At 68.2% G+C, this 23945-nt stretch carries 27 protein-coding genes; 12 read left to right on the forward strand and 15 right to left on the reverse strand.

All coding sequences use genetic code 11. The features are described 5' to 3' along the window. Positions 1-5 precede the first annotated feature (5 nt). The 3 genes from ACP699_RS01610 (at position 6) to ACP699_RS01620 (ending at position 2947) form a co-directional block, all read left to right on the forward strand. The gene (locus tag ACP699_RS01610; protein ID WP_017830405.1) at positions 6-335 is read left to right on the forward strand and encodes a metal-sulfur cluster assembly factor; all 330 of its coding nucleotides are present in this window, start codon (positions 6-8) and stop codon (positions 333-335) included. 90 nt (positions 336-425) lie between these two features. After that, a complete protein-coding gene (locus tag ACP699_RS01615; RefSeq protein WP_426168614.1) occupies positions 426-1580 on the forward strand; it encodes a MalY/PatB family protein in 1155 nt (384 codons plus the stop codon). Further along, positions 1577-2947: an MFS transporter gene (locus tag ACP699_RS01620; protein WP_426168617.1), complete on the forward strand. Its 1371-nt coding sequence runs from the start codon at positions 1577-1579 to the stop codon at positions 2945-2947. Before ACP699_RS01615 ends, ACP699_RS01620 begins: the two co-directional genes overlap by 4 nt. Here the strand turns inward: ACP699_RS01620 and ACP699_RS01625 are convergent. Then, entirely contained in the window at positions 2910-3494 is a 585-nt protein-coding gene (locus tag ACP699_RS01625; RefSeq protein ID WP_426168620.1) for a TetR family transcriptional regulator, read from the reverse strand. The two genes, ACP699_RS01620 and ACP699_RS01625, sit on opposite strands and share 38 nt — an antisense overlap. A 66-nt stretch (positions 3495-3560) precedes the next feature. Between ACP699_RS01625 and ACP699_RS01630 the strand changes: the two genes are divergently transcribed. Beyond that, positions 3561-4259 (forward strand): energy-coupling factor ABC transporter ATP-binding protein, encoded by a 699-nt coding sequence (locus tag ACP699_RS01630; protein WP_426168623.1) that lies wholly within the window; start codon positions 3561-3563, stop codon positions 4257-4259. Next, the gene (locus ACP699_RS01635) at positions 4256-4849 is read left to right on the forward strand and encodes a CbiQ family ECF transporter T component (RefSeq protein ID WP_426168626.1); all 594 of its coding nucleotides are present in this window, start codon (positions 4256-4258) and stop codon (positions 4847-4849) included. The genes ACP699_RS01630 and ACP699_RS01635 overlap by 4 nt, the downstream gene beginning before the upstream one ends. A gap of 1 nt (position 4850) precedes the next feature. Here the strand turns inward: ACP699_RS01635 and ACP699_RS01640 are convergent, their stop codons facing one another. From ACP699_RS01640 to ACP699_RS01655, 4 genes are all read right to left on the reverse strand, one after another. Next, complete coding sequence (locus ACP699_RS01640; RefSeq protein ID WP_426168629.1) at positions 4851-6173, reverse strand: acyltransferase family protein; 1323 nt, start codon at positions 6171-6173, stop codon at positions 4851-4853. Between the two features lie 98 nt (positions 6174-6271). Continuing rightward, on the reverse strand, positions 6272-6943 hold the full coding sequence (locus ACP699_RS01645; protein ID WP_426168632.1) for a response regulator: 672 nt from the start codon (positions 6941-6943) through the stop codon (positions 6272-6274). Beyond that, positions 6940-8235, reverse strand: coding sequence for a sensor histidine kinase (locus ACP699_RS01650; RefSeq protein ID WP_426168635.1), 1296 nt, complete (start codon positions 8233-8235; stop codon positions 6940-6942). The genes ACP699_RS01645 and ACP699_RS01650 overlap by 4 nt, the downstream gene beginning before the upstream one ends. 5 nt (positions 8236-8240) lie before the next feature. Beyond that, entirely contained in the window at positions 8241-8858 is a 618-nt protein-coding gene (locus tag ACP699_RS01655; protein ID WP_426168638.1) for a DedA family protein, read from the reverse strand. A gap of 163 nt (positions 8859-9021) precedes the next feature. Here ACP699_RS01655 and abc-f point away from each other — a divergent pair, with 163 nt between their 5' ends. Together abc-f and ACP699_RS01665 are read left to right on the forward strand one after the other, a co-directional pair. Beyond that, entirely contained in the window at positions 9022-10620 is a 1599-nt protein-coding gene (abc-f, locus tag ACP699_RS01660) for a ribosomal protection-like ABC-F family protein (protein ID WP_055867785.1), read from the forward strand. Between the two features lie 53 nt (positions 10621-10673). Next, a complete protein-coding gene (locus tag ACP699_RS01665) occupies positions 10674-11297 on the forward strand; it encodes a pyridoxine/pyridoxamine 5'-phosphate oxidase (RefSeq protein ID WP_426168643.1) in 624 nt (207 codons plus the stop codon). Positions 11298-11410: 113 nt separating this feature from the next. Here ACP699_RS01665 and ACP699_RS01670 read toward each other — a convergent pair whose 3' ends face one another. The 4 genes from ACP699_RS01670 to ACP699_RS01685 are packed head-to-tail and all read right to left on the reverse strand — an operon-like array spanning position 11411 to position 13362. Next, positions 11411-12223 carry an SURF1 family cytochrome oxidase biogenesis protein gene (locus ACP699_RS01670; RefSeq protein WP_055867793.1) on the reverse strand — a complete coding sequence of 271 codons (813 nt, stop codon included), beginning with the start codon at positions 12221-12223 and terminating at the stop codon, positions 11411-11413. After that, positions 12220-12414, reverse strand: a complete 195-nt coding sequence (locus tag ACP699_RS01675) for a hypothetical protein (RefSeq protein ID WP_082524193.1) — start codon at positions 12412-12414, stop codon at positions 12220-12222. The genes ACP699_RS01670 and ACP699_RS01675 overlap by 4 nt, the downstream gene beginning before the upstream one ends. Continuing rightward, positions 12411-12758 carry a DUF3099 domain-containing protein gene (locus ACP699_RS01680; protein WP_082531440.1) on the reverse strand — a complete coding sequence of 116 codons (348 nt, stop codon included), beginning with the start codon at positions 12756-12758 and terminating at the stop codon, positions 12411-12413. The genes ACP699_RS01675 and ACP699_RS01680 overlap by 4 nt, the downstream gene beginning before the upstream one ends. Before the next feature lie 55 nt (positions 12759-12813). Further along, positions 12814-13362: a DUF4190 domain-containing protein gene (locus ACP699_RS01685; RefSeq protein ID WP_426168648.1), complete on the reverse strand. Its 549-nt coding sequence runs from the start codon at positions 13360-13362 to the stop codon at positions 12814-12816. A gap of 140 nt (positions 13363-13502) precedes the next feature. Here ACP699_RS01685 and ACP699_RS01690 point away from each other — a divergent pair, with 140 nt between their 5' ends. After that, complete coding sequence (locus tag ACP699_RS01690; RefSeq protein ID WP_017830420.1) at positions 13503-14213, forward strand: beta-ketoacyl-ACP reductase; 711 nt, start codon at positions 13503-13505, stop codon at positions 14211-14213. Positions 14214-14228: 15 nt separating this feature from the next. On the opposite strand, the gene ACP699_RS01695 is transcribed toward ACP699_RS01690, so the two are convergent. Genes ACP699_RS01695 through glgC form a run of 3 tightly spaced genes read right to left on the reverse strand, consistent with a single transcriptional unit; the run spans position 14229 to position 16895 of the window. After that, positions 14229-14924 carry an alpha/beta fold hydrolase gene (locus ACP699_RS01695; protein WP_127482284.1) on the reverse strand — a complete coding sequence of 232 codons (696 nt, stop codon included), beginning with the start codon at positions 14922-14924 and terminating at the stop codon, positions 14229-14231. A 44-nt stretch (positions 14925-14968) separates the two neighbouring features. Beyond that, entirely contained in the window at positions 14969-15604 is a 636-nt protein-coding gene (serB, locus tag ACP699_RS01700) for a phosphoserine phosphatase SerB (protein WP_426168653.1), read from the reverse strand. 49 nt (positions 15605-15653) lie between these two features. Continuing rightward, positions 15654-16895: a glucose-1-phosphate adenylyltransferase gene (gene glgC / locus ACP699_RS01705; RefSeq protein ID WP_017830423.1), complete on the reverse strand. Its 1242-nt coding sequence runs from the start codon at positions 16893-16895 to the stop codon at positions 15654-15656. Between the two features lie 46 nt (positions 16896-16941). On the opposite strand from glgC, the gene glgA reads away from it, so the two are divergent. The 3 genes from glgA (at position 16942) to ACP699_RS01720 (ending at position 19278) form a co-directional block, all read left to right on the forward strand. Beyond that, on the forward strand, positions 16942-18126 hold the full coding sequence (gene glgA / locus ACP699_RS01710; protein WP_426168657.1) for a glycogen synthase: 1185 nt from the start codon (positions 16942-16944) through the stop codon (positions 18124-18126). A 17-nt stretch (positions 18127-18143) separates the two neighbouring features. Then, positions 18144-18929 carry an ABC transporter ATP-binding protein gene (locus ACP699_RS01715; RefSeq protein ID WP_426168660.1) on the forward strand — a complete coding sequence of 262 codons (786 nt, stop codon included), beginning with the start codon at positions 18144-18146 and terminating at the stop codon, positions 18927-18929. A gap of 91 nt (positions 18930-19020) precedes the next feature. Beyond that, entirely contained in the window at positions 19021-19278 is a 258-nt protein-coding gene (locus ACP699_RS01720) for a type B 50S ribosomal protein L31 (protein WP_017830426.1), read from the forward strand. Positions 19279-19370: 92 nt separating this feature from the next. Here the strand turns inward: ACP699_RS01720 and ACP699_RS01725 are convergent, their stop codons facing one another. The 3 genes from ACP699_RS01725 to ACP699_RS01735 are packed head-to-tail and all read right to left on the reverse strand — an operon-like array spanning position 19371 to position 22962. Further along, the gene (locus tag ACP699_RS01725; protein ID WP_017830427.1) at positions 19371-19652 is read right to left on the reverse strand and encodes a hypothetical protein; all 282 of its coding nucleotides are present in this window, start codon (positions 19650-19652) and stop codon (positions 19371-19373) included. Between the two features lie 56 nt (positions 19653-19708). Continuing rightward, a complete protein-coding gene (locus ACP699_RS01730) occupies positions 19709-20962 on the reverse strand; it encodes an alpha/beta fold hydrolase (protein ID WP_426168665.1) in 1254 nt (417 codons plus the stop codon). Beyond that, positions 20959-22962, reverse strand: a complete 2004-nt coding sequence (locus ACP699_RS01735) for a DUF262 domain-containing protein (protein WP_141387675.1) — start codon at positions 22960-22962, stop codon at positions 20959-20961. The genes ACP699_RS01730 and ACP699_RS01735 overlap by 4 nt, the downstream gene beginning before the upstream one ends. A gap of 176 nt (positions 22963-23138) precedes the next feature. Between ACP699_RS01735 and ACP699_RS01740 the strand changes: the two genes are divergently transcribed. Further along, positions 23139-23912, forward strand: a complete 774-nt coding sequence (locus ACP699_RS01740) for a hypothetical protein (RefSeq protein ID WP_021200730.1) — start codon at positions 23139-23141, stop codon at positions 23910-23912. The last annotated feature ends 33 nt before the right edge of the window (positions 23913-23945 follow it).

Here is a 23945-nt window from a genome sequence, read left to right on the forward strand (position 1 = left end):
ATCGCATGACAGCGACCCTCACGGACGAGAAGTACGACGCGGTCACCGAGGCCCTCAAAGACGTGATGGATCCCGAGCTCGGGATCAACGTCGTCGACCTCGGCCTCATCTACGATCTCGCTTGGGATGACGAGAACGACGCTCTCGTCATCCACATGACGCTGACCAGTGCCGGATGCCCGCTCACCGACGTCCTCGAGGACCAGACCGCTCAGGCTCTGGACAACGTCGTCGATCGCTTCCGGATCAACTGGGTGTGGATGCCGCCGTGGGGTCCGGAGAAGATCTCCGACGACGGGCGCGACATGATGCGCGCCCTCGGCTTCGCGATCTGACCCGCGCAGGAGCACTGCCGGAAGGCGTTGTCGGCGCGCGTCGGATCGGATGACACCGCGACGGCGCGTGTCGGAACCTCGGGAGAGAGAGTGCTTCAGGTGAAGGCCCTGCCTCTGGCGGAGCTCCGCGAGCGCAGCAGCGAGAAGTGGCGGGAGTACCCCGCAGACGTCCTGCCGTTGTTCGTCGCGGAAACCGACTTCCCGCTGGCTCCGGCCATCTCGACGGCGTTGCAGCGTGCCGTCGAGATCGGCGACACGGGATACATCGCCTCGCGGACCCCGTTGGCCGAGTCGTTCGCGTCCTTCGCGTCCCGGCGTTACGGGTGGGAGCCTGATCCCGCCCGGATGCGCAGCACGGCGGACGTGAGCATGGGGATCGTCGAGATCCTCCGTCGCGTGACCCAGCCGGGAGAGCGCATCGTCGTCACGCCGCCGGTGTACCCGCCTTTCTACGATCTGGTGGCCGAGGCCGGTGCGGAGGTGGAGCGTGTACCGCTTCGCGATACCGGAACCGGGTGGGAGCTCGATCTCGACGGCATCCGCACGGCGTTCGACGACGGCGCGACCGCGATCCTGCTCTGCAACCCGCACAACCCCACCGGCACCGTGCATGACCGCGACAGCCTCGCTGCTCTCGCGGAGTTGGCCGACGAGTTCGGCGTCGCGGTGGTCTCGGACGAGATCCATGCCCCGCTCGCTCAGCCGGGCACGGGGTTCACCCCTTTCCTCGCCGTGAACGACGCCGCGCAGCGGGTGGGCTACGCCGTGGTGAGCGCGAGCAAGGCGTTCAACCTCGCCGGGCTCAAGTGCGCTCTCATGGTCACGGCCGATGACGAGACGAGTGCCGTCGTGCGCGGGCTTCCGGTCGAGGTGGAGTGGCGTACCGGGCAGTTCGGTCTGCTCGCCGCTGTCGCCGCCTTCTCTGAGGAGAGCGACGCCTGGCTCGATGGACTGCTGCGCACTCTCGACGAGAACCGGGTGCTGCTCGAAGACCTTCTCGCCGCGCGCCTCCCCGGCGCGCGCTATCGCCTCCCCGATGCCGGGTACCTCGCGTGGATCGACCTCTCAGCGATGGGATGGGGCGACAATCCCGCGCGGCGCATCCTGAAGGACGCCAAGGTCGCCCTGCACTTCGGGCCGGCCTTCGGTGCGGAAGGCGCGGGCCACGTGCGGCTGAACTTCGGCACCAGCCCGGAGATCCTCACCGAGGCCATCGAGCGCATCGCGGCGCTCGTCGGTCGATGACCGCCCCGGCGGACGCCGCGACGATCTGGGACCGCCAACGCATCTGGGTGACCCTCGGCGCGGTCGCGCTGATCTTCCTCGGGGCGATCGAAGCTCTCGCGGTCACCACCGTGATGCCGATCGTGAGCGCAGCGCTGAACGGTGAGGCTCTCTTCGCCGTCGCCTTCGCCGGCACTCTGGCGACGAGTGTGATCGGCATGGTCGCGACCGGAGCATGGTCGGATGCCCGCGGACCACGCGGTGCCCTGTACGTCGCCGTGACCCTCTTCATCATCGGCCTGCTGCTCTCCGGCTTCGCCGTCACGATGCATCAGTTCCTGATCGGACGACTCGTCCAGGGCCTCGGGACCGGAGGGCAGACGGTCGCACTGTACGTCGTGGTCGCCCGGCTGTATCCGCCCCACCTGCACGGTCGGATCTTCGCCGCCTTCGCCGCGGCATGGGTCGTGCCGTCGATGGTCGGTCCCTTCCTCGCCGGTGCGGTCGCCGAGTATCTCGACTGGCGCTGGGCGTTCCTCGGCGTGGCGGTGCTCACGGCTGCGGCCTTCCTGATGATCGCCGTCCGTCTTCGCGGTGTGGACCTCGGCCGCGGCACCCCGCAGGACCGCAAGACGCTGATCGTGCGGCTGGTGCTGGCGGTGGTGGTCGCGGTCTTGGCCGTCGTGGTCGGCTTCTCGGCGGATCTGCAGCCCTCGATGAGGTGGCCGGTGGCGCTCGGCGCCGTGCTGGCGATCGGATTCGCCGTGATGCCGCTGTTGCCGCGGCGCACACTCCGCGCCGGAGCGGGGCTCCCCAGCGTGGTGCTGATGCGGGGAATCGTGGCCGGGGCCTTCTTCGCGGCTGAGGCGTACATCCCGTATCTGCTGATGAAGAAGTTCGACTTCACCGCGACATGGGCGGGCATCGCCCTGATGCTCGCGGCGCTGGCCTGGGCAGGCGCCTCGGCTCTGCAGGGGCGATTCGGGGAGCGGTTGGGGAATCACCGCATCACGACGATCAGCCTGAGCTCGCTGCTCATCGCCATGCTGTGCGTGCTCACGGCCGCGGTGTTCGATGTCTCGGCCGCCGTGGTCGTGGTGGGCTGGGCGTTCGCCGGGGGCGGGATGGGGCTGCTCTATCCTCGTCTCACGGTGCTGACGCTGGCCTACTCGGACGATACCGACCAGGGGTTCAACTCCTCGGCGCTGTCCATCTCGGATGCGTCCGGATCGGCCGTCGCCATCGCCCTCGCCGGGCTCGGCGTCGCGACCCTCGGCGGCGGGGCAGGGGCGTTCAGCGCGGTGTTCGCATTCTGTATCGTCCTCGTCGTGCTGGCTCTGGTGCCCGGTCTCAGGCTCGGGCACGCGGCGGAGTCGGCGGCGCGCTGATCACTCCGGCGAGGGCGGTGACCCCGAGCTCGAAGACGCGATCGAGGCCTGCGGTGACATCGACGTCATCGGTGTCCGGCAGGGCGCCGTGGCTGTCGGCGTGCATGCGCTGCTGCACGAGCGTGGCATGGCCGAGCACGAAGTGCAGGATCGCGGCGCTCCGATCCTCCGCATCGGCGGCACCCTGCGCGCGCAGCGCATCGGCCAACGCGGTCTGCGCCTGCGAGGAGCCGAGCTGGAGCGCGTAGGTGCTGAGGACCAGCTCCGCGCCGTCGCGGTAGGTGAAGAGCGCGTCACGGATGCCCCGCGCCGTCGCCACGACGTCGGTCGGCTCGCTCGGGATCGTCGCGGTGATCCGATCGGCCAGCTCCGCGAGCAGCTCCTGCTTGTTCGCGAAGTGCCAGTAGAGCGCGCTCGGCTGCACGTCGAGGCCTGCCGCGATACGCCGCATCGAGAGGTCTGCCAGCCCCACCTCGTCGAGCAGAGCGAGGGCACTCCTGGCCACGCTGTCGCGGTCGTGACGTGCGGGATTGGGCTCAGGGCTCATGCTCCGATTATAGTGAACGACGTTCAGGTGAACAGTGTTCAGGTGAGACGCGTGGAGAGGCCCAAGGTGACGACATCCCCTCAGATCGGCATCGCTCCGATCAGCCTCGACCGGGTGTCGGTGCAGATCGACGGTCGTCGGGTGCTGCACGACGTCAGCGCCGAGCTCACAGCGGCGACCATCGCCGTGATCGGGGCGAACGGGTCCGGCAAGTCGACCTTCGCGAGAGTGCTGAACGGCCTCATCGCGCCCCACAGCGGTTCGGTGTCGGTACACGGGCTCGACACGGTGCGTGAGTGTGCCGCGGTGCGCAGACTCGTGGGCTTCGTGTTCACCAACCCGGATGCGCAGATCCTCATGCCGACCCCTGCCGAAGACCTCGCGCTGTCGTTGCGCGGCCTCCCGAGGAAGGAGATCGCCGAACGCGTCAGACAGACCCTCCAGGCGCACGGACTGGAGGCACATGCGGAGATGCCCGCGTCGAGCCTGTCCGGCGGGCAGAAGCAGATGCTCGCGCTGGCCTCGGTGCTGATCGCGGCGCCGAGGATCATCGTCGCGGACGAGCCGACGACACTCCTCGATCTGCGCAACGCCCGCCGCATCGGCGACCTCCTGCTCGCCCAGCAGGCTCAGCTCGTGGTGGTGACGCACGACCTCGATCTCGCGGCCCGCTGCGACACCGCGCTGCTCTTCGAGGACGGACGGATCGTCGCCTCAGGCCCGCCACCGACGGTGATCGCGGCATATCGTCAGGCGTGCGCGTGATCGCGCTGTACCGCCCGGGAACAGGGATACTCCATCGCCTCCCCGCCGGGGTCAAGCTCGCGGCGCTCGCGCTCGGGGCTCTCTTACTCTCGCTGTATCCTCACGACCCGATCAGCATCGCCGTCTCGCTCCTGATCGTCGTCGGGCTCTACGGCGTGAGCGGGATGCCGCTCCGCGTGCTCCTGGTCGAGATGTGGCGACTGCGGTGGATCGTCCTCGTCCTCACCGCCGCCCTGGTGATCTTCGTGTCGCCGGTGGCCGCGTGGATCAGCACAGGAAGAGTCCTGGCGGTGCTGCTCCTGGCCGGCCTGCTCACGCTCACCACGCGGATGGCAGACCTTCTCGAGGTGTTGCACCGGCTCCTGCGGCCGCTGCGCAGGGTCGGGGCGGACCCGGAGGCGATGGCGCTGACGATATCGCTGACCCTCGCCACCATCCCGGTGATCGCCGGGTTCGCCGCACGCGTCCGAGAAGCTGAGCAGGCGCGTGATGTGCGCTTGGGCGTCCGCACCGTAGTGCCCCTGCTCGTGCTCGCGCTCACGCATGCGGATGAGGTCGGAGACGCACTGGCGGCGAGGGGCATGGGCTGACTCAGGCCGGCACGAGCCTGGCGGTGGGGGATGCCGACTGAGACGCCGCCCCTGCGGAGGAAAGCGACGACAGCCGCAGGGAGGCCGCGATCAGTGCGATCGCGATCAGCGCGGTCGCGACCGAGGTGCCGAGAGCCAGGAGCAGCACGATGCCGACGAGGCCGCTCAGGGTTCCCACGACGAGACGACGCATCGAGGACGTCGCCGGGGGTGCGGGCTGCGATTCGAATCGCGTGAACGCGACGGCTACGAGGGCCGTCAGAGCGACGGCGGTCGCGAGCCAGAGCGGGCGCCCGGCCCACCAGCCCGCGCTGTCCAGCGCCGGCAGCGTCATGCCGGTCATGAGGGCGAACACGGCGGTGGAGCCGGCCATGAGCAGCAGCACCGGCATGTGCCACAGGTAGATCGTCATCGTGCGCGCCGTGACGAACCCGGTGAACACGGCGACCCGCGGGCGACGGCTGAACCGCTCGAGCCGCTCACGGTGCATCGACAGCAGGCTGGTGTGGGCGACGCCGACCAGCAGGAGCGCAGCCGTGGGCGGGTTGATGTTGGCGATCAGGTCGGGGGAGTAGATCCCGAAGGCGAACGTCGCCACCAGCGTCAGGAGGGCGGCGATGCCTGCAGCGGCACGGACGCGTCTGCTGAGGCGGTCGATACTGCCGTCGGCGAGGAAGAAACCGAGCTGCTGGAGGGTCATCCACACGAAGGCGAGGTTCAGGAAGCCCAGGCCTTCGAGCCCGGAGGCCGCCCGAAGTACGTCGACGGCGATCGCGGTGAGGGCCAGGGCGCCGATGGTCCGCAGGGGCGCGCGCTCGTGAGAGGCGGCGAGGAGGGGGAGCAACGCCTGGCAGAGGAGGAAGACTCCCAGGAACCAGAGCGGCTGCCCGTAGCGGAAGCCGGCCGTCGCGATCAGGTCGGCAGGGACGCCCGAGACTGTGAGCAGGGCGAGCGCGAGTCCGATGACGGCGATCGTGAAGATCGCCGGACGCAGCAGGCGGTGCACGCGGCCGGCGACGAAGCCGATAGCCGTTCCTCCGCGCTGACGCATCCGCTGATAGGCGAGGAGTCCGGAGAAGCCTCCGATCACGAAGAACAGCGGCATCACCTGCAGGAACCAGCTGAGCGGTGCGATCCATGCCGTTTCGTCGCTGGCGTTGTCGAAGACCGGGCCGGACTCGCCGACGGTGACGCCGACCATGATCGCGTGCAGGAGGACGACGCCGAGGACGCAGAGGGCCCGGAGGAAGTCGATCCCGGTGTCACGGGATGCGCGCGGGGGAGCCGTGGTGCTGACGGCGCGCGGTGCCTGGACGATGGTCATGAGTCCTCCTCGGAAGCGGTGTTCCAGGAGACTATGGACGCGGTGCAGGCGGAGGCATCACCCTCGGGTGCTGTTGCGACCCCCTACGACGGGGTGAGTCAGGATGAGGGCTCTACGAGTCCGGTGTCGTAGGCGAGGATCACGGCGTGCACGCGGTCGCGCAGGTTCAGCTTCGCGAGCACCTTGCCGACGTGCGTCTTCACGGTCTGCTCCGCGATGAAGAGCTCGTCGGCGATCTCCGTGTTGGAGCGTCCTCGACCGATGAGCACGAGCACCTCGCGCTCCCGATCGGTGAGGTCGGCCAGGGTTGTCGCCGAACGCGGCGCCCGGGGGCGACGGCCGGCGAACTGCTCGATCATGCGACGGGTCACACTGGGGGCGAGCAGCGCATCTCCACCTGCGACGACCCGTACCGCGTGCACGAGTTCCTCCGGTAGTGCGTCCTTCAGCAGAAACCCGCTGGCACCGGCCTCGAGGGCGTCGTACACGTAGTCATCGATGTCGAACGTCGTCAGCATCAGTATCCGGGGCACGTGCGCCGCGGGGTAGGCGGGGCCGAGGATGCGCCGAGTCGCCTCGATCCCATCCAGCTCGGGCATGCGCACGTCCATGAGGATCACGTCGGGATCGAGACGCGCCGCCAGGATGACCGCCTCCGCACCGTTGGCGGCCTGCCCCGTGACGCGGATGCCGTCGTGGGCATCGAGGAGCGCAGCAAAGCCTGCTCGTACCATGGCCTGATCGTCGGCGATGAGCACGCTGATCGTCACGGGTTCTCCTTCTCGAGGGGGGTGGACAGTGCTGGGCTCCTCAGCGACGGGGCCGCGATCGTGTCGGCGGCGACACCGGCGTCGAGGGGGAGCACGGCGTCGACATTCCACCCGCCGTCCGGCGCCGGTCCTGCGGAGAGGCTTCCGCCGAGGATCTCTGCGCGCTCGCGCATTCCGCGGAGGCCGTAGCCGCCGCCATGACCGTCCGGGCTGCGTGGTGGTGCGGCGCTGTGCACCAGGATGCGGAGAGTGCGGGCCTCCGCGCGCACACGCACGGAGATCCGCGCACCCGGGGCGTGGCGGACGGCGTTGCTCAACGCCTCCTGGACGATGCGGAACGCGGCGATCTGCACGGCGGGGGTGGCCGAGGCGGCGGTCTCGCCGCCCTCCAGCAGGAGTCCGACCTCGACGCCGGCGCGGCGGATGCTGTCGACCAGGGCAGGGATGTCGTCGATACCCTGCTGGGGCGCGAGCTCGGCACTCTGGTCCTCGGTGCGGAGCACACCGAGCATGCGGCGCATCTCGGTGAGTGAGCCCCGGGCGGTCGCCGCGATGTCGTCGAACTCGGCGATCGCCGCATCGTCGAGCTCGGGGATCCGGTACTTCGCGGTCGAGGCCTGCACCTGGATCACGGACATGCTGTGCGCCACCACGTCGTGCAGCTCTCTGGCGATCTTCGTGCGCTCCTCCACGAGAGCGCGTCTGGCCTCCTCGAGCGCGCTGTGCTCCTTCTCACGTGTCAGTTCGGCGGCCACTCTGGCGCGTCCGGCGATGAGCGCCGCGATGAGGAACATGGCGGAGGCGACGGCCGTCGTCACGATGAGGTCGGCTGTGGCGCTCGCGGATGATTCCGGCAGCGCCACCATGTCGGGACGAAGCAGCGGCGCGAGAAGAGAAGCGATCGCCCCGAGGATCAGTGCGAAGGCGCCGAGCCGTGCGCCGTGCAGGAACGTGAGGACACCGACGAACAAGACGAACGTCAGGAGCGCGGGGACGGACCAGGGCCACGGGGAGCGGATCGCCAGTTCCGGCACGACCGTGAGCGGAAGGGCGAGCGCCCCGGCGGTGAACAGCCCGATGGCCCAGCGGGGGTGCGAGATCGACAGCAGCGGAGAGACGCACAGAGCCGCGCCGAGGATGAACGACAGGGGCAGCGGAGTGCCGTACAGCACGCTCTGCAGCGACACCAGCACCGAGAACAGCGCCACGACCGCCGCACACAGCGCAATGAAGGCGGAGGTGCGGCGGCTGATCCGTGGTCGGCGAGGTGAGCGCTCGCGGCGGCGTGCCATGACAGTCATCCTGCCAGCTGCGGGGTCGGCACACGGCGTCGACGGGCTGCGGCGATCCTGTCGATCACGAAGCCGACGACCAGCGCGATGGCGATGCCGAGCCCGGCGCTGAGCAGAGGTTGATCCTTGATCCAGGCGCCGGCGAGCAGACCGATGGCCAGGCTGAACACGCTCCAGCTGACTCCGGCGATCAGGCTGAGCGGGAGGAAACGCCGCCAGGGGAAGTCGAGGGCCCCGGCCGTCATGTTGACGGCGACCCGTCCGACGGGAATGTACCGGGCGCCGAGGATCAGGGTGGCGCTGCGGCGATCGAGTGCGCATTGAGCATGTGCGAACGCCGCAGCGACCCGTGGCCGTCGCATCCACGCGAAGCGGGTGGTGCCCACCCCGCGGCCGATGAGGAAGGCGATGTTGTCGCCGATGGCCGCGCCGATCGCGGCGACGGCACCGAGCAGCAGCAGATTCCCCTCGCCGGTGGAGGCGGTGACGGCCGCCGCGGCCACGAGCACGGTCTCGCTGGGGATCGGGGGGAAGAAGCCGTCGATGATGGTGACGGCGAACAGCACCAGATACAGCCAGGGCGACGCGATCGCCTGCATGATGAGCTCGTTGAGGATGTCCACTCCCGCACGTTATGCGGCAGGCGATGGCACAGGCATCCCTCTGAGGTATCGGGACGCTCACTCTCCGGGCTGATCTTGCTGACCGCGACGCCCGGCTACGACGCTTATACTGGGAGGCTGGCCGATCGGCCGAACAACCTCCCCGAAAGAACGGACGTCCGCTGTGCTTGCCGTGCACGACCTCGAGATCCGCGTTGGCGCGCGCCTGCTGATGGAGAACGTCTCGTTCCGCGTCGCCGACGGAGACAAGATCGGACTCGTCGGCCGCAACGGGGCCGGAAAGACCACGCTCACCAAGGTGCTCGCGGGCGACGTGCTGCCCTCCGGCGGAAGCGTGACCCGCTCCGGCGAGCTCGGCTACCTGCCGCAGGACCCCCGTTCGGGCAACCCCGAAGACCTCGCGCGCACCCGCATCCTCGACGCTCGCGGGCTCGGTCAGCTCAACCTCGGCATGACCGAGGCCGCGCTCGCGATGGGCTCCGACGACCCGGCGGTGGCCGACAAGGCGATGAAGCGCTATGCCCGCCTCACCGAGCAGTTCGAGGCACAGGGCGGCTATGCGGCAGAGGCCGAGGCCGCCTCCATCGCCAACAACCTGTCGCTTCCCGACCGCATCCTCGACCAGCCGCTGTCGACGCTCTCCGGTGGGCAGCGTCGCCGCATCGAGCTCGCCCGCATCCTGTTCTCCGACGCCGAGACGATGATCCTCGACGAGCCGACGAACCACCTCGACGCCGACAGCGTCGTGTGGCTGCGGGAGTTCCTCAAGGGCTACAAGGGTGGACTGATCGTGATCAGCCACGATGTCGAGCTGGTCGGCGAGACGGTGAACCGCGTGTTCTACCTCGACGCCAACCGCCAGAGCATCGACACCTACAACATGAACTGGAAGAACTACCTGCGCCAGCGGGTGGCCGATGAGGAGCGCCGCAAGAAAGAGCGTGCGAACGCCGAGAAGAAGGCGACGACCCTGCAGCTGCAGGCCGCACGCTTCGGGGCGAAGGCCTCGAAGGCCGCTGCTGCGCATCAGATGATCGCGCGCGCCGAGAAGCTGCTCGCGGGGCTCGACGAGGTGCGCCAGGAAGACCGGGTCGCGAAGCTGCGCTTCCCGAAGCCGGCGCCCTGCGGCAAGACGCCGATGATGGCGTCAGGCCTGTCGAAGTCGTACGGATCGCTCGAGATCTTCACCGATGTCGACCTGGCCATCGATCGCGGTTCCAAGGTGGTCGTGCTCGGTCTCAACGGTGCGGGCAAGACCACGCTGTTGCGCATGCTCGCCGGTGTCGACCAGCCGGACACGGGGCAGCTGGAGCCGGGGCACGGTCTCAAGGTCGGGTACTACGCGCAGGAGCACGAGAACCTCGATGTGAACCGCTCGGTGCTGGAGAACATGGTCTCGGCTGCGCCGCACATCACCGAGACCGAGGCCCGCAAGGTGCTGGGGTCGTTCCTGTTCACGGGCGACGATGTGCTCAAGCCCGCCGGAGTGCTCTCCGGTGGAGAGAAGACGCGTCTGTCGCTCGCGACGCTCGTCGTCTCGTCCGCGAACCTGCTGCTGCTCGACGAGCCGACCAACAACCTCGACCCCGCCTCCCGCGAGGAGATCCTCGGTGCGCTCGCGCACTACGAGGGCGCCGTCGTGCTCGTCTCGCATGATCCGGGCGCCGTGCAGTCGCTCAACCCCGAGCGCGTGCTCATCCTGCCCGACGGTGTCGAGGACATCTGGAGCCAGGAGTACCAGGACCTCATCGAGCTCGCCTGATCCCTTCGCGGGAACGGGTGAGCCCGCAGAGTATTCGTGGCATAGTCGGGACCATGTCGATTGCGCCACCCCCGTCCTTGTCAGACATCAGGGAGTGGTTGCGTGCGCAGCCTTCCCTCACCGGCGCCGCGCCGACGCTCGACCTCGCAGAGCTTCCCGAGGATCCTGAGCCGCTCTTCGTCGACTGGATCGGGGAGGCGGCCGAGAGCGGGGTCGCAGAGCCGCACACGGCCACACTGGCGACGGTGGACGATGACGGCATACCGGATGCGCGGACGCTGATCCTCAAGAACGTCGATGCGGAGGGATGGTCGTTCGCCGGGGCGCGCTCTTCCCGCAAGAGCCAGCAGATCGCTGCGCGCCCCGCCGCGGCGTTGAACTTCTGGTGGCAGCCGCTCCGGCGAGCCGTTCGCGTGCGAGGAATGATCCGAGACGCTTCTCCGGTGGAGAGCGCCGCAGATCTCGCCGCGCGCTCGACCGAGGCCCGCGGTGGCATCGCGCCGGGGGAATGGGTTCTCTGGAGGATCGTTGCGACGCGAGTCGAGTTCTGGCAGGGATCAGCGGACCGGAACCATAACCGGATCATCTATCGTCGCGCGGAGGGTGGCTGGCAACGCACCGTGATGGGCTCGATCACCGGCGTGGAGAGCGATCAGATCGTCGACGGACGTGCATGAGTGACTGTCAGGTGGTCGAGATCGGGGCGCTCGAGGAATGGCGCACCCACCACGGTGGCTTCGACGTCTCGCGATGAACGGCGCTGGCTCTGTCTCCGCAGCGGCGGCACCGATCAGCGCACGTCGAGCAGTTCGTCCTCGACGTCGGCATCGTGGTCCTTGCGACGCGACTTCCTGACCGGGGCCGGCGCGCCCTCGACCTCTTCGCGGTGCTTCACGATTTCCGTGCGGATGATGTATCCGATGAAGATGAAGCCCATCAGGGCGAAGAGAATCCACTGGATCGCGTACGACAGATGGGGACCGGGATCGTCGGTGGGGGAGTCGAATCCACCCAGGGCGCCGTCCCCTGCCGGTTCCTCGCTGATCACTCGTCCGTAGGCGCTCGTGATCACATCGCCGTCGACGAGCGTCGCGATCGACGGCAGGTTGATGGTCGGGACCTGTCCTTCGGGTGCCCCGCGACCCGAGGCCGGAAGCTGCTCGCCCGGGCGAAGTCGCACCGTGACCTCGGCTTCCCCCGAGGGAGGGGCCGGCACCGAATCCGGGGCATCGCCGTCGCCGGGCGGCACCCAGCCGCGATCGACGATGAAGATGCGTCCATCGGCGTCACGGAACGGCACCAGCACCTCGAAAGCACTGGTCCCACCGTGAGGGCGGTTCCTGACCAGTAGCTGCTGTTCCGCCAGGTATTCGCCCTTCAGGACCACCGGGCGCCACTCATCGGCCGGATCGAGTGCGCCGTCGTCTCCGATGAGATCGGCCAGGGGGACGGGGTCGGCGTCGTAGTTCTGCTCGACGAGTTCGATCTGCGCGGCGCGGGATTCGTTCCGCTCGAACTGCCAATGCGACAGGAACACGCACGCGACCCCGAATCCGATCGCGATGAGCACGTAGATGACCCACCTGGTCAGTCGTCGGCTCATGCCGGAACTCCGTCTCGAACAGTCACCGGGAACTCACGTGCTGCGAGGTAGTCGCGGAGGTACTCGACATGCTCATCGCAGGCCAGCCAGATCTTCTCCCGATCGATGGCATGGATCCGAGGATTACGCCACACGACCTGTCTGGTCGCCGCGCTCCGGCACCCGGCGCGCGAGCATTCGAGCTGTGTCATCGGTCCTTGGGGCCTTCATGGATCGTGAACACCGGCGGGGTCGTCGCCTCGGGCTCGATCGGAACCGGTCCCGGCGCTTCCAGCTCCTGCAAGGGCGACTCCGCTGTGGCTTCGGTGCTGTCGCTGCCCGCGTTCGCGAACACCACGGCGATGTACGGAAGCACGGCCGCCGAGATCCCGAAGACCCAGGTGTACCACCCGTAGGGCTGGACGAGCACCATGAGTGCGAAGCACACGATGCGGATGGTCATCGTCAGGACATATCGGCGCACGCGATGGTCAGCCTCGTCCTGCGGAGACTGCGGCAGGGAGGTGACGGCCGGGACTTGACGCGCGTTCTTCACGATGCCTCAAGCCTACGCCGCTGCCGACCCGTCGGCGTGCCCCTTCTGCGGCAGATCAGCGGGAGAAGATGAAGGGCAGGCTGAACGCTCCGACGAACAGGAAGCTGATGATGATGCCGATGAGGGTGAAAGCGGCGATCGCGATCATCGCGTAGCCGAGGATCAGTCCGGCGATGGCCATGCCTCGACCGCCGATGTCGGGATCACGCCGGGTCTGCCCGAGCGCCATGTGACCGGTGATGACGGCTGCGATCGACGCCAGCACCGGAATGATGGCCCAGACGAGCACGACTCCGGCGATGCCACAGATCAGCGAGGTGATCGCGAGTCCACTCGTGGGGCGCGGGGCCGGGACTGCGGGGTAGACCGGTGCGCCGTAGGGCGCATATGCAGGCGGGGTCGCAGCTGCGGGCGGGATCTCCCAGGTCGGCGGGGTCGTCGGGCTGTACGCCGGCGGGATGGGCTGGTTCTGCGCCGGCTGCGGGGCGGGCTGCACCGGATACGCGGGAAGGGCCGGTACGACGGGGAAGGCAGCCGGAGCGGGCGGCCGAGGCGGAATGCGTGGTGGCTCGCCGGCAGGAGGGGGAGTGCGGTTGTCGCTCACGGTGAAGCCTTTCGTTTCGATCAGAGTTCCAGCACCGTCCGTGCCTGTCAAACGCCGGGAGGTGGTCGGGCGGGGCATCGTCGGTAGGATCGATGACGGCTCGGGAACTCGGGCCACCGGCCCAGAGCAGGAGTGTCCCCATGAGCGCTGAGCGCGTCGTCCTCGTCACCGGCGGAAACCGCGGTATCGGCCGCGCGATCGCGGAGCGCTTCGTGCGGGACGGGTACCGCGTCGCGGTCACCGCCCGCAGCGGCGAAGGGCCGGAGGGAACGCTCACCGTCCGCGCGGACGTCACGGATGCCGCTGCCCTCGACGCCGCGTTCACCGAGGTGGAGCAGCAGCTCGGTCCGGTCGAGATCGTCGTCGCCAACGCCGGCATCACGAAGGACACCCTCCTCATGCGCATGAGCGAGGACGACTTCGACAGCGTGGTCGCCACGAACCTGGGAGGAACGTTCCGCGTCGTCAAGCGTGCCTCGAAGGGCATGCTCCGCGCGCGGTTCGGCCGCATCATCCTGATCTCGAGTGTCGTGGGGCTCTACGGTTCCGCCGGGCAGGCGAACTACTCCGCATCGAAGAGCGCCCTGGTCGGCTTCGCCCGCTCGATCACGCGTGAGCTCGGGGCCCGCGGGATCACGGCCAACGTCGTCGCTCCGGGCTTCATCGAGACGGACATGACCGCGGAACTGCCGGAGGAGACCCAGAAGCAGTACAAGGCGAGCATCCCGGCGGCACGATTCGCGACCCCTGATGAGGTCGCGGGCGTGGTGACCTGGCTCGCGGGTGATGACGCCGGTTACATCTCGGGCGCGGTCATCCCCGTCGACGGCGGACTCGGGATGGGGCACTGATCCCGAGGTCGAATCTCAGCGTGCGATCGCTGCGTTGAGGAGTTCCGCGAGCCTCTCGGGAACCGAGAACTGCGGCCAGTGACCGGAGCCGATGCGCACGACCTCGGCGTCGTCGATCGCACGGTACTCGGCGGCGTAGGCGCCCCACTGGTCGATCATCCCCTCGAACGCGGCCTGATCCAGGCCGCCCATCAGCAGCGTCACCGGCACTCGGTACCGAGCAGGATTCACCAGCGCGATGGCGTCGGTGGGCACTCTGGCGGGAACACTGCGGGTGAGTGGCGCCGTACGCGCTCGCGTCGACTCGTCGAGATCGCTGACGTCCTCGTCGGGGAAGAAGTCCCAGCCGGGGAAGGGCACCACACCGTCGACGACCTCGAACTCGCTGATCCCGCTCTCGGCCGGCGGCGGAGCGGTGTCGACGAAGATGACACGGCTCACGCGCTCGGGGCGCGCATCGGCCACGCCCCACGCGACGTTCCCGCCGCCGCTGTGACCGACCACCACGACGTCTCCTGACAGAGCGTCTACGGCGGACACCGCTGCCGCGATCCAGTGCGCGATGCCGATCTCGGCAGAGGTCGACGCGGGGTCATCGAGTCCGGGCAGGGTGAGCGGATGCGCGCGATGCCCTGCCTCTTCGAGGGCCGGGACCACCCCTTCCCAGCTGGATGCGTCGAGCCAGAGGCCGGGGATGAGCAGGATGTCCATGAACCGACGCTAGCGGTGGCGCCGGGCTTTCTCCAGGCTTCGGTCTACGGCAGCAGTGCGATGACCTCGGCAAGATCCTGCGGGCCGATCACGAGGCTGGCGGCCGCGCGCACGGCGGGCTTGGCGTTGAAGGCGATGCCGAGGCCTGCCACCGCCATCATCTGCAGGTCGTTCGCGCCGTCGCCGATCGCGATGGTCGCCCTGGGGTTGACGCCGAGCTCTGCGGCCCATCCCTGGAGCGAGGATGCCTTCGCGGCGCCGTCGACGATGTCGCCGTCGACCCGGCCGGAGAGCACGCCGTCTGCGACGTCGAGGCGGTTCGCTCGCCAGCGATCGACGCCGAGCTCGGGGGCGACGCTGTCGAGGATCTCGTGGAAGCCTCCCGAGACGACGCCGACGACACCTCCGCGGTCGTGGACGGCCGCGGTGAGTTCACGTACCCCGGGGGTGGGCTCGATCCGCGCCCGGACACGCTCGAACGCCGAGACGGGAACGCCTTCGAGTGCCGCCACCCGGGAGCGCAGGCTCGTCGCGAAATCGACCTCGCCGCGCATCGCCGCCTCGGTAGCGGCCTGCACTTCGGCGCGCCGTCCGGCTTCGTCGGCAAGCAACTCGATCACCTCATTGCGGATGAGGGTGGAATCGGCATCGAGGACGACGAGGAAACGCGCGGCAGTCACCCGTCGAGCCTAGCGATCACCGGGACGGTCGGCGTGCTCCGTGACGCACTCAGCGTTCGATGAAGACGCCCTTGCCGACGACCGTGATGCCGGATTCGGTGACGGTGAAACCACGGGCCAGGTCGCGTTCGCGATCGACGCCGACCGTGGCACCATCGGCCAGCACCACGTTCTTGTCGAGGATCGCCCGATGGATGCGCGCCCCCTGCCCGACGTGCACGTGGTCGAAGACGACCGAGTCCGTGATGGTCGATCCGCCCCCTGCCAGGGTCCACGGACCCACAACGCTGCGTTCCAGGTGGGTACCGGACAGCACGGATCCGAGCGAGACGATCGAGTCGATCGCGTTGCCGATGCGACCGACCGAGTCGCGGACGAACTTCGCCGGCGGGGAGTTGACCGCCTGCGAGTGGATCGGCCACTCCATGTTGTAGAGGTTGAAGATGGGCAGGGTGGAGATCAGATCGCGGTGCGCGTCGTAGAACGAGTCGATCGTCCCCACGTCTCGCCAGTACGAGCGGTCGCGCGGCGAGGAGCCGGGGACCTCGTTCTGCTTCATGTCGTAGTAGCCGGCCTCGCCGCGCTCGACGAAATAGGGGACGATGTCGCCACCCATGTCGTGCCCCGACACGGGGGACTCCCCGTCTGCCTCGACGGCGGCGATCAGCGCGTCGGCGTCGAAGATGTAGTTGCCCATCGAGGCGAGCACCTCGTGGGGGGAGTCCTCGAGACCTGCGATGTCGGTCGGCTTCTCCAGGAACTGCTTGATCCTTCCCGATTCCGCGTCGGCGTCGATCACACCGAACTGCGACGCGAGCGCGAGCGGCTGACGGATGCCGGCGACGGTCGCCTTCGCGCCGGACTCGATGTGGGCCTCGAGCATCTGACGGAAGTCCATGCGGTAGACGTGGTCGGCGCCGATCACCACGACGATGTCGGGCTTCTCGTCGTTGATGAGGTTCATGCTCTGCAGGATCGCGTCGGCAGAGCCGGAGAACCACCGCTTGCCCAGGCGCTGCTGCGCGGGCACGGACGTGACGTACGAGTCGAGCAGGGCCGACATCCGCCACGTCTGCGAGATGTGCCGGTCGAGGCTGTGGGACTTGTACTGCGTCAGCACCACGATCTGGCGCAGTCCTGAATTGATGAGGTTCGAGATGGCGAAGTCGATGAGCCTGTACTGTCCGCCGAACGGCACTGCGGGTTTCGCTCTGTCGGCCGTGAGGGGCATGAGGCGCTTGCCCTCGCCGCCGGCGAGGATGATCCCGAAGACCTTCTTTGGAGCGGACATGGCTCCACCATAGATGCCTTCGTCGTCGCTGTACTAGCGTTCAGACATGCGAGTTGAAATGATCACGAAGGAGTACCCGCCGGAGGTCTACGGCGGTGCCGGCGTGCACGTCGCCGAGCTCGTCGCGGCCCTCAGGGAGCACGTGAACGTGCAGGTGCGCGCGTTCGGCGCTCCCCGAGACGAGGCGGGTACCTTCGCGTACCGCACGCCCGTGGAGCTCGCGGGGGCGAATGCCGCATTGCAGACGCTCGGCACCGATCTGGAGATCGTCTCGGCCATCGCCGACGCCGACCTGGTGCACAGTCACACCTGGTACGCGAACTTCGCCGGTCACCTCGCCTCCCAGCTGCACGGCATCCCGCACGTCCTCACAGCGCACAGCCTCGAGCCCCTGCGGCCGTGGAAGGCGGAGCAGCTCGGGGGCGGTTACGCCGTCTCGAGCGGGATCGAGCGACTGGCCTATGAGAACGCCGCAGCCGTGATCGCCGTGAGCGCAGGGATGCGCGCCGACATCCTGCGCAGCTACCCGCAGGTCGACCCGGCGAAGGTCCGGGTGATCCACAACGGAATCGACGTCGAACGCTGGCGCCCTGTGCAGGACGAGTCGTTCCTGCGCTCGATCGGGATGGATCCGGACCGTCCTTCGGTGGTCTTCGTAGGACGCATCACGAGGCAGAAGGGGCTGCCCTATCTGCTGCAGGCTGCGCGGCTGCTCCCTCCGGAGGTGCAGCTGGTGCTCTGCGCTGGCGCTCCGGACACGCCGGAGATCATGGCCGAGGTGCAGGAGGGGGTGCGCCTGCTCCAGCAGAACCGCGACGGCGTGATCTGGATCGAGCGGATGCTGCCGCGGGACGAGCTGTCCGCCATCTTGACGGCAGCGACGACGTTCGTCTGCCCGTCGATCTACGAGCCGCTGGGCATCGTGAACCTCGAGGCCATGGCGTGTGGTGCTGCCGTGGTGGGAACGGCGACCGGCGGGATCCCGGAGGTCGTCGCCGACGGCGTCACCGGGCGTCTCGTCCCGATCGAGCAGGTACAGGACGGCACGGGCACACCGGTCGATCCGCAGCGTTACGTCGCGGATCTGGCCGCCGTGCTCACCGAGGTGGCGATGGATCCGGAGAGAGCACGCGCCTACGGCGAGGCCGGACGCGAGCGGGCGCGCAACGAGTTCAGCTGGGCGGCGATCGCCGAGACGACGCGCGCGCTCTACGCGGAGCTGACCGCTTGAGCCGATAGGCTGGGGACATGCCGAGCGCTCTGGAATTCACTGACGTCGTCGTGCGCCGTGAGGGGCGCAACATCATCGATCACGTGACCTGGCAGGTCGACGATGATCAGCGATGGGTGATCCTCGGCCCGAACGGCGCGGGCAAGACGACGCTCCTGCAGCTGGCCGACACACTCATGCACCCGACCGCCGGAACAGTGACGGTGCTGGGGGAGACCCTCGGCCGCACCGACGTGTTCGAGGTGCGTCCGCGTATCGGGTTCGCCTCCTCGGCGATGGCCAAGCGGATCCCTCGTGACGAGACGGTCCTCAACACCGTGCTCACTGCCGCCTACTCGGTGCTCGGCCGATGGAACGAGAGCTACGAGGACATCGATGAGCGTCGCGCGCTCCGTGTCCTCGCCGACTGGCGCCTCGACCACCTGGCCGACCGCACCTTCGGCACGCTCAGCGACGGCGAGCAGAAGCGCGTCCAGATCGCGCGCGCCGTGATGACCGACCCGGAGCTCCTGCTGCTCGACGAGCCCACGGCATCGCTCGATCTCGGCTCCAGAGAAGAGCTCCTCGCGCTCCTCAGCGGCTACGCCTCCTCCCCGACAACCCCGGCCATGCTCATGGTGACGCACCACGTGGAGGAGATCCCCGTGGGGTTCACCCACGTCATGCTGATCCGCGATGGTGCCGTCGTGGCTGCAGGACCGATCGCCGAGACGCTCACCGCGGAGGCGCTCACCGACACCTTCGGCATGCCGATCGTGCTCACCAGCGAAGACGGACGCTACGCGGCACGCGCAGCATCCTGATGAGCGTCTGATAGAATCGACCCTTGGTGCTCTCTGCACCGCAGACTTCCCTCGTCCCTGGCACAATCCAGGGCAGCAACTAAGGAATCCCATGAAGACTGACATTCACCCCGAGTACAAGGCTGTCGTGTTCCGCGACCTCGGATCGGGCGAGACGTTCCTCACCCGTTCGACCGTGTCGAGCGACAAGACCATGGAGCTGGACGGCGTGGAGTACCCCGTCATCGACGTCGAGATCTCCTCGGCTTCGCACCCGTTCTACACGGGCAAGCAGCGCATCATGGACTCGGCCGGCCGCGTCGAGAAGTTCAACCAGCGCTTCAAGGGCTTCGGCGGCTCGTCCAAGTAACGACCGTCACGAAGAAGGCCCCATGCTCCTCGGAGCGTGGGGCCTTCTTCGTTCTCAGATGTGTGCGTCGCATCCGACCGTGCTCCGAGGCGTCAGAGGTCGAGCCGGATCCGGCCGTCGTCGATCGTGTCAGGGGGATCGCCGGGCGCCGGTGCCGGAGCTGTCCTCTGTGTCTGGCGGTCGCGTTCCATTCCCGCTTCATGCGCAGTCGGCGACCAGACGGCGTCGAACGCGCCGCCGAGGCCGCCACCACTGCTCTCGTACTTCTTCTCGATGGGTACCTTCGAGAAGCCGAAGGCGATCATGACGATCACGGCGGAGACCAGGAGCAGCAGCACTCCGACCGTGACGATCACCCCCACACCCTGTTCCATGCGCTCCAGACTAGGCGTCGGGTGGGACGAGGGCATCCTCCTCGAGGAGGAGAAGCTCAGCGAACGCGGCGGCCGTGGGCGAGGTCGATCAGGTGGGACAGCACCGGTCCGCTGCGCAGGCCGTTGTGCTCGTGCTCACTCGTCTGCCAGAGCTGCACGCCCGGGAGCAGCTTCGCGGTCTCGAGAGAGAACTCGTAGGGCACGTAGACGTCGTTGATGTAGACCGCGGCCGCACCGGTCGCACCCGATGCCGAGATGGCGGTGGCGTCGTAGATGCTCGGCCACTCGAACTCGGCGAGGTGGAGGGCGACATCGCGCCACGGCTGGAACGCGGGCACCGTCTCGGTCCACTCGCGGCGGATGTGCTCGCCGGTGAACAGCGTCGGGTCGTCGCGGAAGTCTGTCGGCTCGGTGCGCTCGGCCGACCACCGGGTGGCATGGCCGTCGGCGTAGCTCGATTCGTGGAACGCGAAGTACAGCGGGTTGCGGCCGTCGTAGGGCATCGCGTGCATCAGGTCGTACCGGAAGGCGTTCGAGGACGGATCGCGCTCCAGGATCGACCACAGGGTCTGCCACCCGTCGTTGGTGCCCAGCGCCGACCCCACCGACCGCAGGCGCGAGCGGGAGACCACCTCGCCGTCGGGAAGGACGATGCCACCGGCATCCGCCAGATCGACGAGTCGCCGCATGGCGTCGCGGTGCTCCGGGAATCGGCGGTAGTAGCGCTCGGACGCGTCGCGCATCTTGTCGTAGCAGAGCGCGTAGACATCGTCGGGGTGGCGTCCGACGGCGCTGAGACCACCCGTGATGAAGACGTCTTCGAGAGAGGCGGCGTCGGTGGAGAGGTAGGCCAGGGTCGTGAAGCCGCCGAAGGACTGCCCGAGCACGCTCCACGTGGTGGCGCCCAGGTGCTCCCGCATCGCCTCGCAGTCGCGCACGATCGCGTCGGCGCGGAGGTGCGTGAGGTGCTCGGCCACGGCCTCCGCGCCGCGCGCGAGGTCGTGATCCCCGACCGGGGTGGAGAGCCCGGTCCCGCGCTGGTCGAGAAGGACCAGGCGGTAGTGGGCGAGTGCTTCATCGAGCCAGGCCGGCGACGTCGAGGAGTGGAACGGGCGCGGTGCCTCGTGCCCCGGCCCGCCCTGCAGGAAGACGAGGTAGGGGAGGGACTCTCCGCCTTCGCGGGCGACGACGCGCGCGAAGATGTCGATCGTGCGGTGGTCGGCGGGATCGCCCCACACCAGGGGGACGGTGAGCGTGTGCTCTTCGACGGTGAGATCCTGCAGCGTGCGGATGACGGTGCTCATGTTCACATCACATTTCCGATATAGGAGTACTTGACGAAGACCTCCGAGGCGATGCCCGACTCCTCGAGCACACCCTGCACAGCGGTCATCATGTAGTTGGAATCCCAGCCCATGTAGAGGAAATGGCCCTCGTCGAGCTCGTCCCACTGGCCCTTCCAGGCCATGTCCTGGTAGATCGGGCCCCCGTGTGCGGCGCAGTACGCGAGCGCGGCGGTCCTCGTGTCCGTCCAGGCGCGACGGAAGACCCGGTTGAACAGGTACTTCACGTCGGGCACCTCCCAGCGCTCACCGCGGTACTCGACGTAGTCGAACTCCCGCTCCCAGCCCGTCGGCCATCCGCGACGGCGGACGGCATCGAGGATCGGCGTCAGGCCGTCGTCGTCGATCTCCGGGAGTGCGGGACGCGCCCAGATGCGGATCAGGTCGGCGGTGAGTGCGATCGTGCGCCGAGTGATCGCCGCCGTGTTCCACGCGTCGACGTCGGCGAGGTCGCGCGTGGCGGGTACGGAACTGCGGGCGTAGGCGTCCGTGCGCTTGACGGGGAACGAGGCGCCGAACACCCGCTCGGTGAGGGGCTGTTCGAGCAGGGTCAGGTTGCCGAGGGTCGGGGCGAGGGCGCGGTGGCTGTTCTGCTCGTCCTCGGTGTACTCGATCCAGGGCCGTTCGCCATCGCCGGACCACGTGTCACCCGGCACGACAGGCACGATGTGCTCGACGTCGAAGGACTCGAGGTCGTCGACCCCCTCCAGCCTGCCGAGGACGTAGGCCGGGTGGGGGAGTTCGCTGTACTTCAGGACGGCGCTCACACGTTCGTCGGACGGGGTGATGCGCGCGAACGCACGTGCGAGTGCGTCCCGGCCGTCGCGCCGCGCGCGGCAGAGCCTCGCGACGAGTCTCTCGGTCGGCAGATTCACCAGTGCGCGTCGAAGGTAGAGGGTCTGCAGCCACTCCAATGTCTCGATGAGCTCGGAGCGGTCGATGACGCCCCGCGCGTGATCGCTGTAGACGCTCATCACGAGCGGATACGAGGAGCGGCCGAACGTGTTGACGTGGCGCAGCTGCTGCGCGATCTCGGGGTCCTGCTCCCGCGACGGATCGAGCAGGATGCCGTAGATCTCGGCGTGGTGCCGCCACTCGGACGCATCCGCCTGCAGGTGGGAGAGATCGACGCGGGGGAACGACTGCCGGAACGCGCTGTACACGCCGTGCTCGCCGTTCGCCGCGACCTCACGTCCGGTGACGAGCACGAGGTAGTGCCTCCAGAAGGCGCCGATCGCCTCGCCGGTGTGCCGCTCGATGGGCACCCAGAAGCGGGATTCGACATCGACCTGCTCAGCGTGGCTCAGCCCCATGAGGATGTAGTTGTGGATGAGCTCGTGGTCGCGCAACGGCTCCCCCGTCGAGTTCAGGCTCTCGAAGATCTGCTGGGCGTTCGCCTGCGCGCCGAGGGTGATCGACACGTGCTCGAGCTTCTGCAGCCCGCGCCAGATGAGCGGAACCTCGTCCACGTGGATCTGGCTGCGGAAGAAGGCGTAGTTGTCGTCGAAGCGCGATTCGCGGTCGGCGTCGTCGCGTCGGTCGAGCACCACGGACTCGTACAGGTCTGCCCAGGCGTCGTGCGGGCGCAGCTTCGTGCGGCCGGGGGCATCGGAGCGCACCAGCACGCGTTCGAGCGCCGCGGCCAGAGCCTGGTCGGTGTCGCGGACCGCGTGATGCAGAGCCGCCACCAGGAGCATGAGCGTGGTGATGCGCTGCTGCCCGTCGATGAGGATCAGGTCCGACTCGGCTGAGGCGCCGTCTTCGGCGGACAGGATCGAACCGATGAAGTGACGGTGGGCGTCGTCTTCACGGGCGACCGCGCGGATGTCGGACAGGAGACGTTCGCATCCCCCGATGTCCCACCGATACTGCCGCTGATACACGGGGACGACGATGGTGGTGGTGCCCGCCGCGAGCCACTCGATCGTGTTGACTGCTGTCGCCTCGACGTTGGTCGCGGTGCTCATGCTGGTGTCTCGTCCTCCCGTAGCGACGGGTGCCGAGGACTCGCCGGGCGCCCCGATCAGTCTATTCGGTTATGCACGGCGGACCTCCGAAGGGCTCGCGGGTGACGCTGTTAGGCTTGCCTTATCAGGGCCTGTTAAAACGTGCTGGCCCCCGATGAAAGGAACATGACTCGATCATGGGTTACATCAAGTCCGCTGCCCTCGAGGAAAAGGGATTCGTCGTCCTCGACAGCTACAACCAGGAGCTCGACCCCAAGGAATGGCTCGACATCGAGTACAACGACTGGAAGTCGTCGGGTGACACCCGCTTCGCGCCGCTCGCCAGTGCCTTCGGCGACATCGAGTGCAACGGGTTCTGGAACCACAAGCCGCCGCGCACCGACAAGGACGGCGTCTGGATCGACTCGCAGACCGAGAAGGCCCCGAACCTGACGCGTCGCGCGCAGGAGCCGGGCGCCAACGTCGGCCGTTGCCGCGTGATCGAGCTGCAGCCGACCCCGTACGGAGACTGCCTCTACAACCTCCACCAGGACGACAACAACCGTCTGAACCCGGACGGCACCGGCTGGGTGGTCCGCGGCTTCTTCAACCTCACCGATGACAAGGACAGCTACTTCGTCCTGCGCGAGAACCGCACCGACCCGAGCATCGAGTACCGCATCGCGCTCCCCGCCGGCGCTCAGCTCATCGTCGACACCCAGCGCCTGTGGCACGCCGCCACGCACAACGGCACGGAGCCGCGCTACTGCCTCATCACGTCGTGGACCTCGGGCCCCGAGCTCGACGCGTACATCGAGAAGTACCACGGCACCGACGACGTGCCCAACTACGAGGTCGACCAGGAGACGCTCGAGTTCGGCTACGCCGAGCAGGCGCGCAAGGACGCTGCCCGCGCGGCGTATTACGCCGCCAAGGGCCAGCAGGTCAAGCAGGCCATGAGCGAGGCCTGACCTCACCGACTCGACCGTTCGCGGTCCGAAGGC

It is taken from the genome of Microbacterium sp. DWRC1-3, assembly GCF_049896645.1.
GTDB classification, from domain to species: domain Bacteria; phylum Actinomycetota; class Actinomycetes; order Actinomycetales; family Microbacteriaceae; genus Microbacterium; species Microbacterium maritypicum.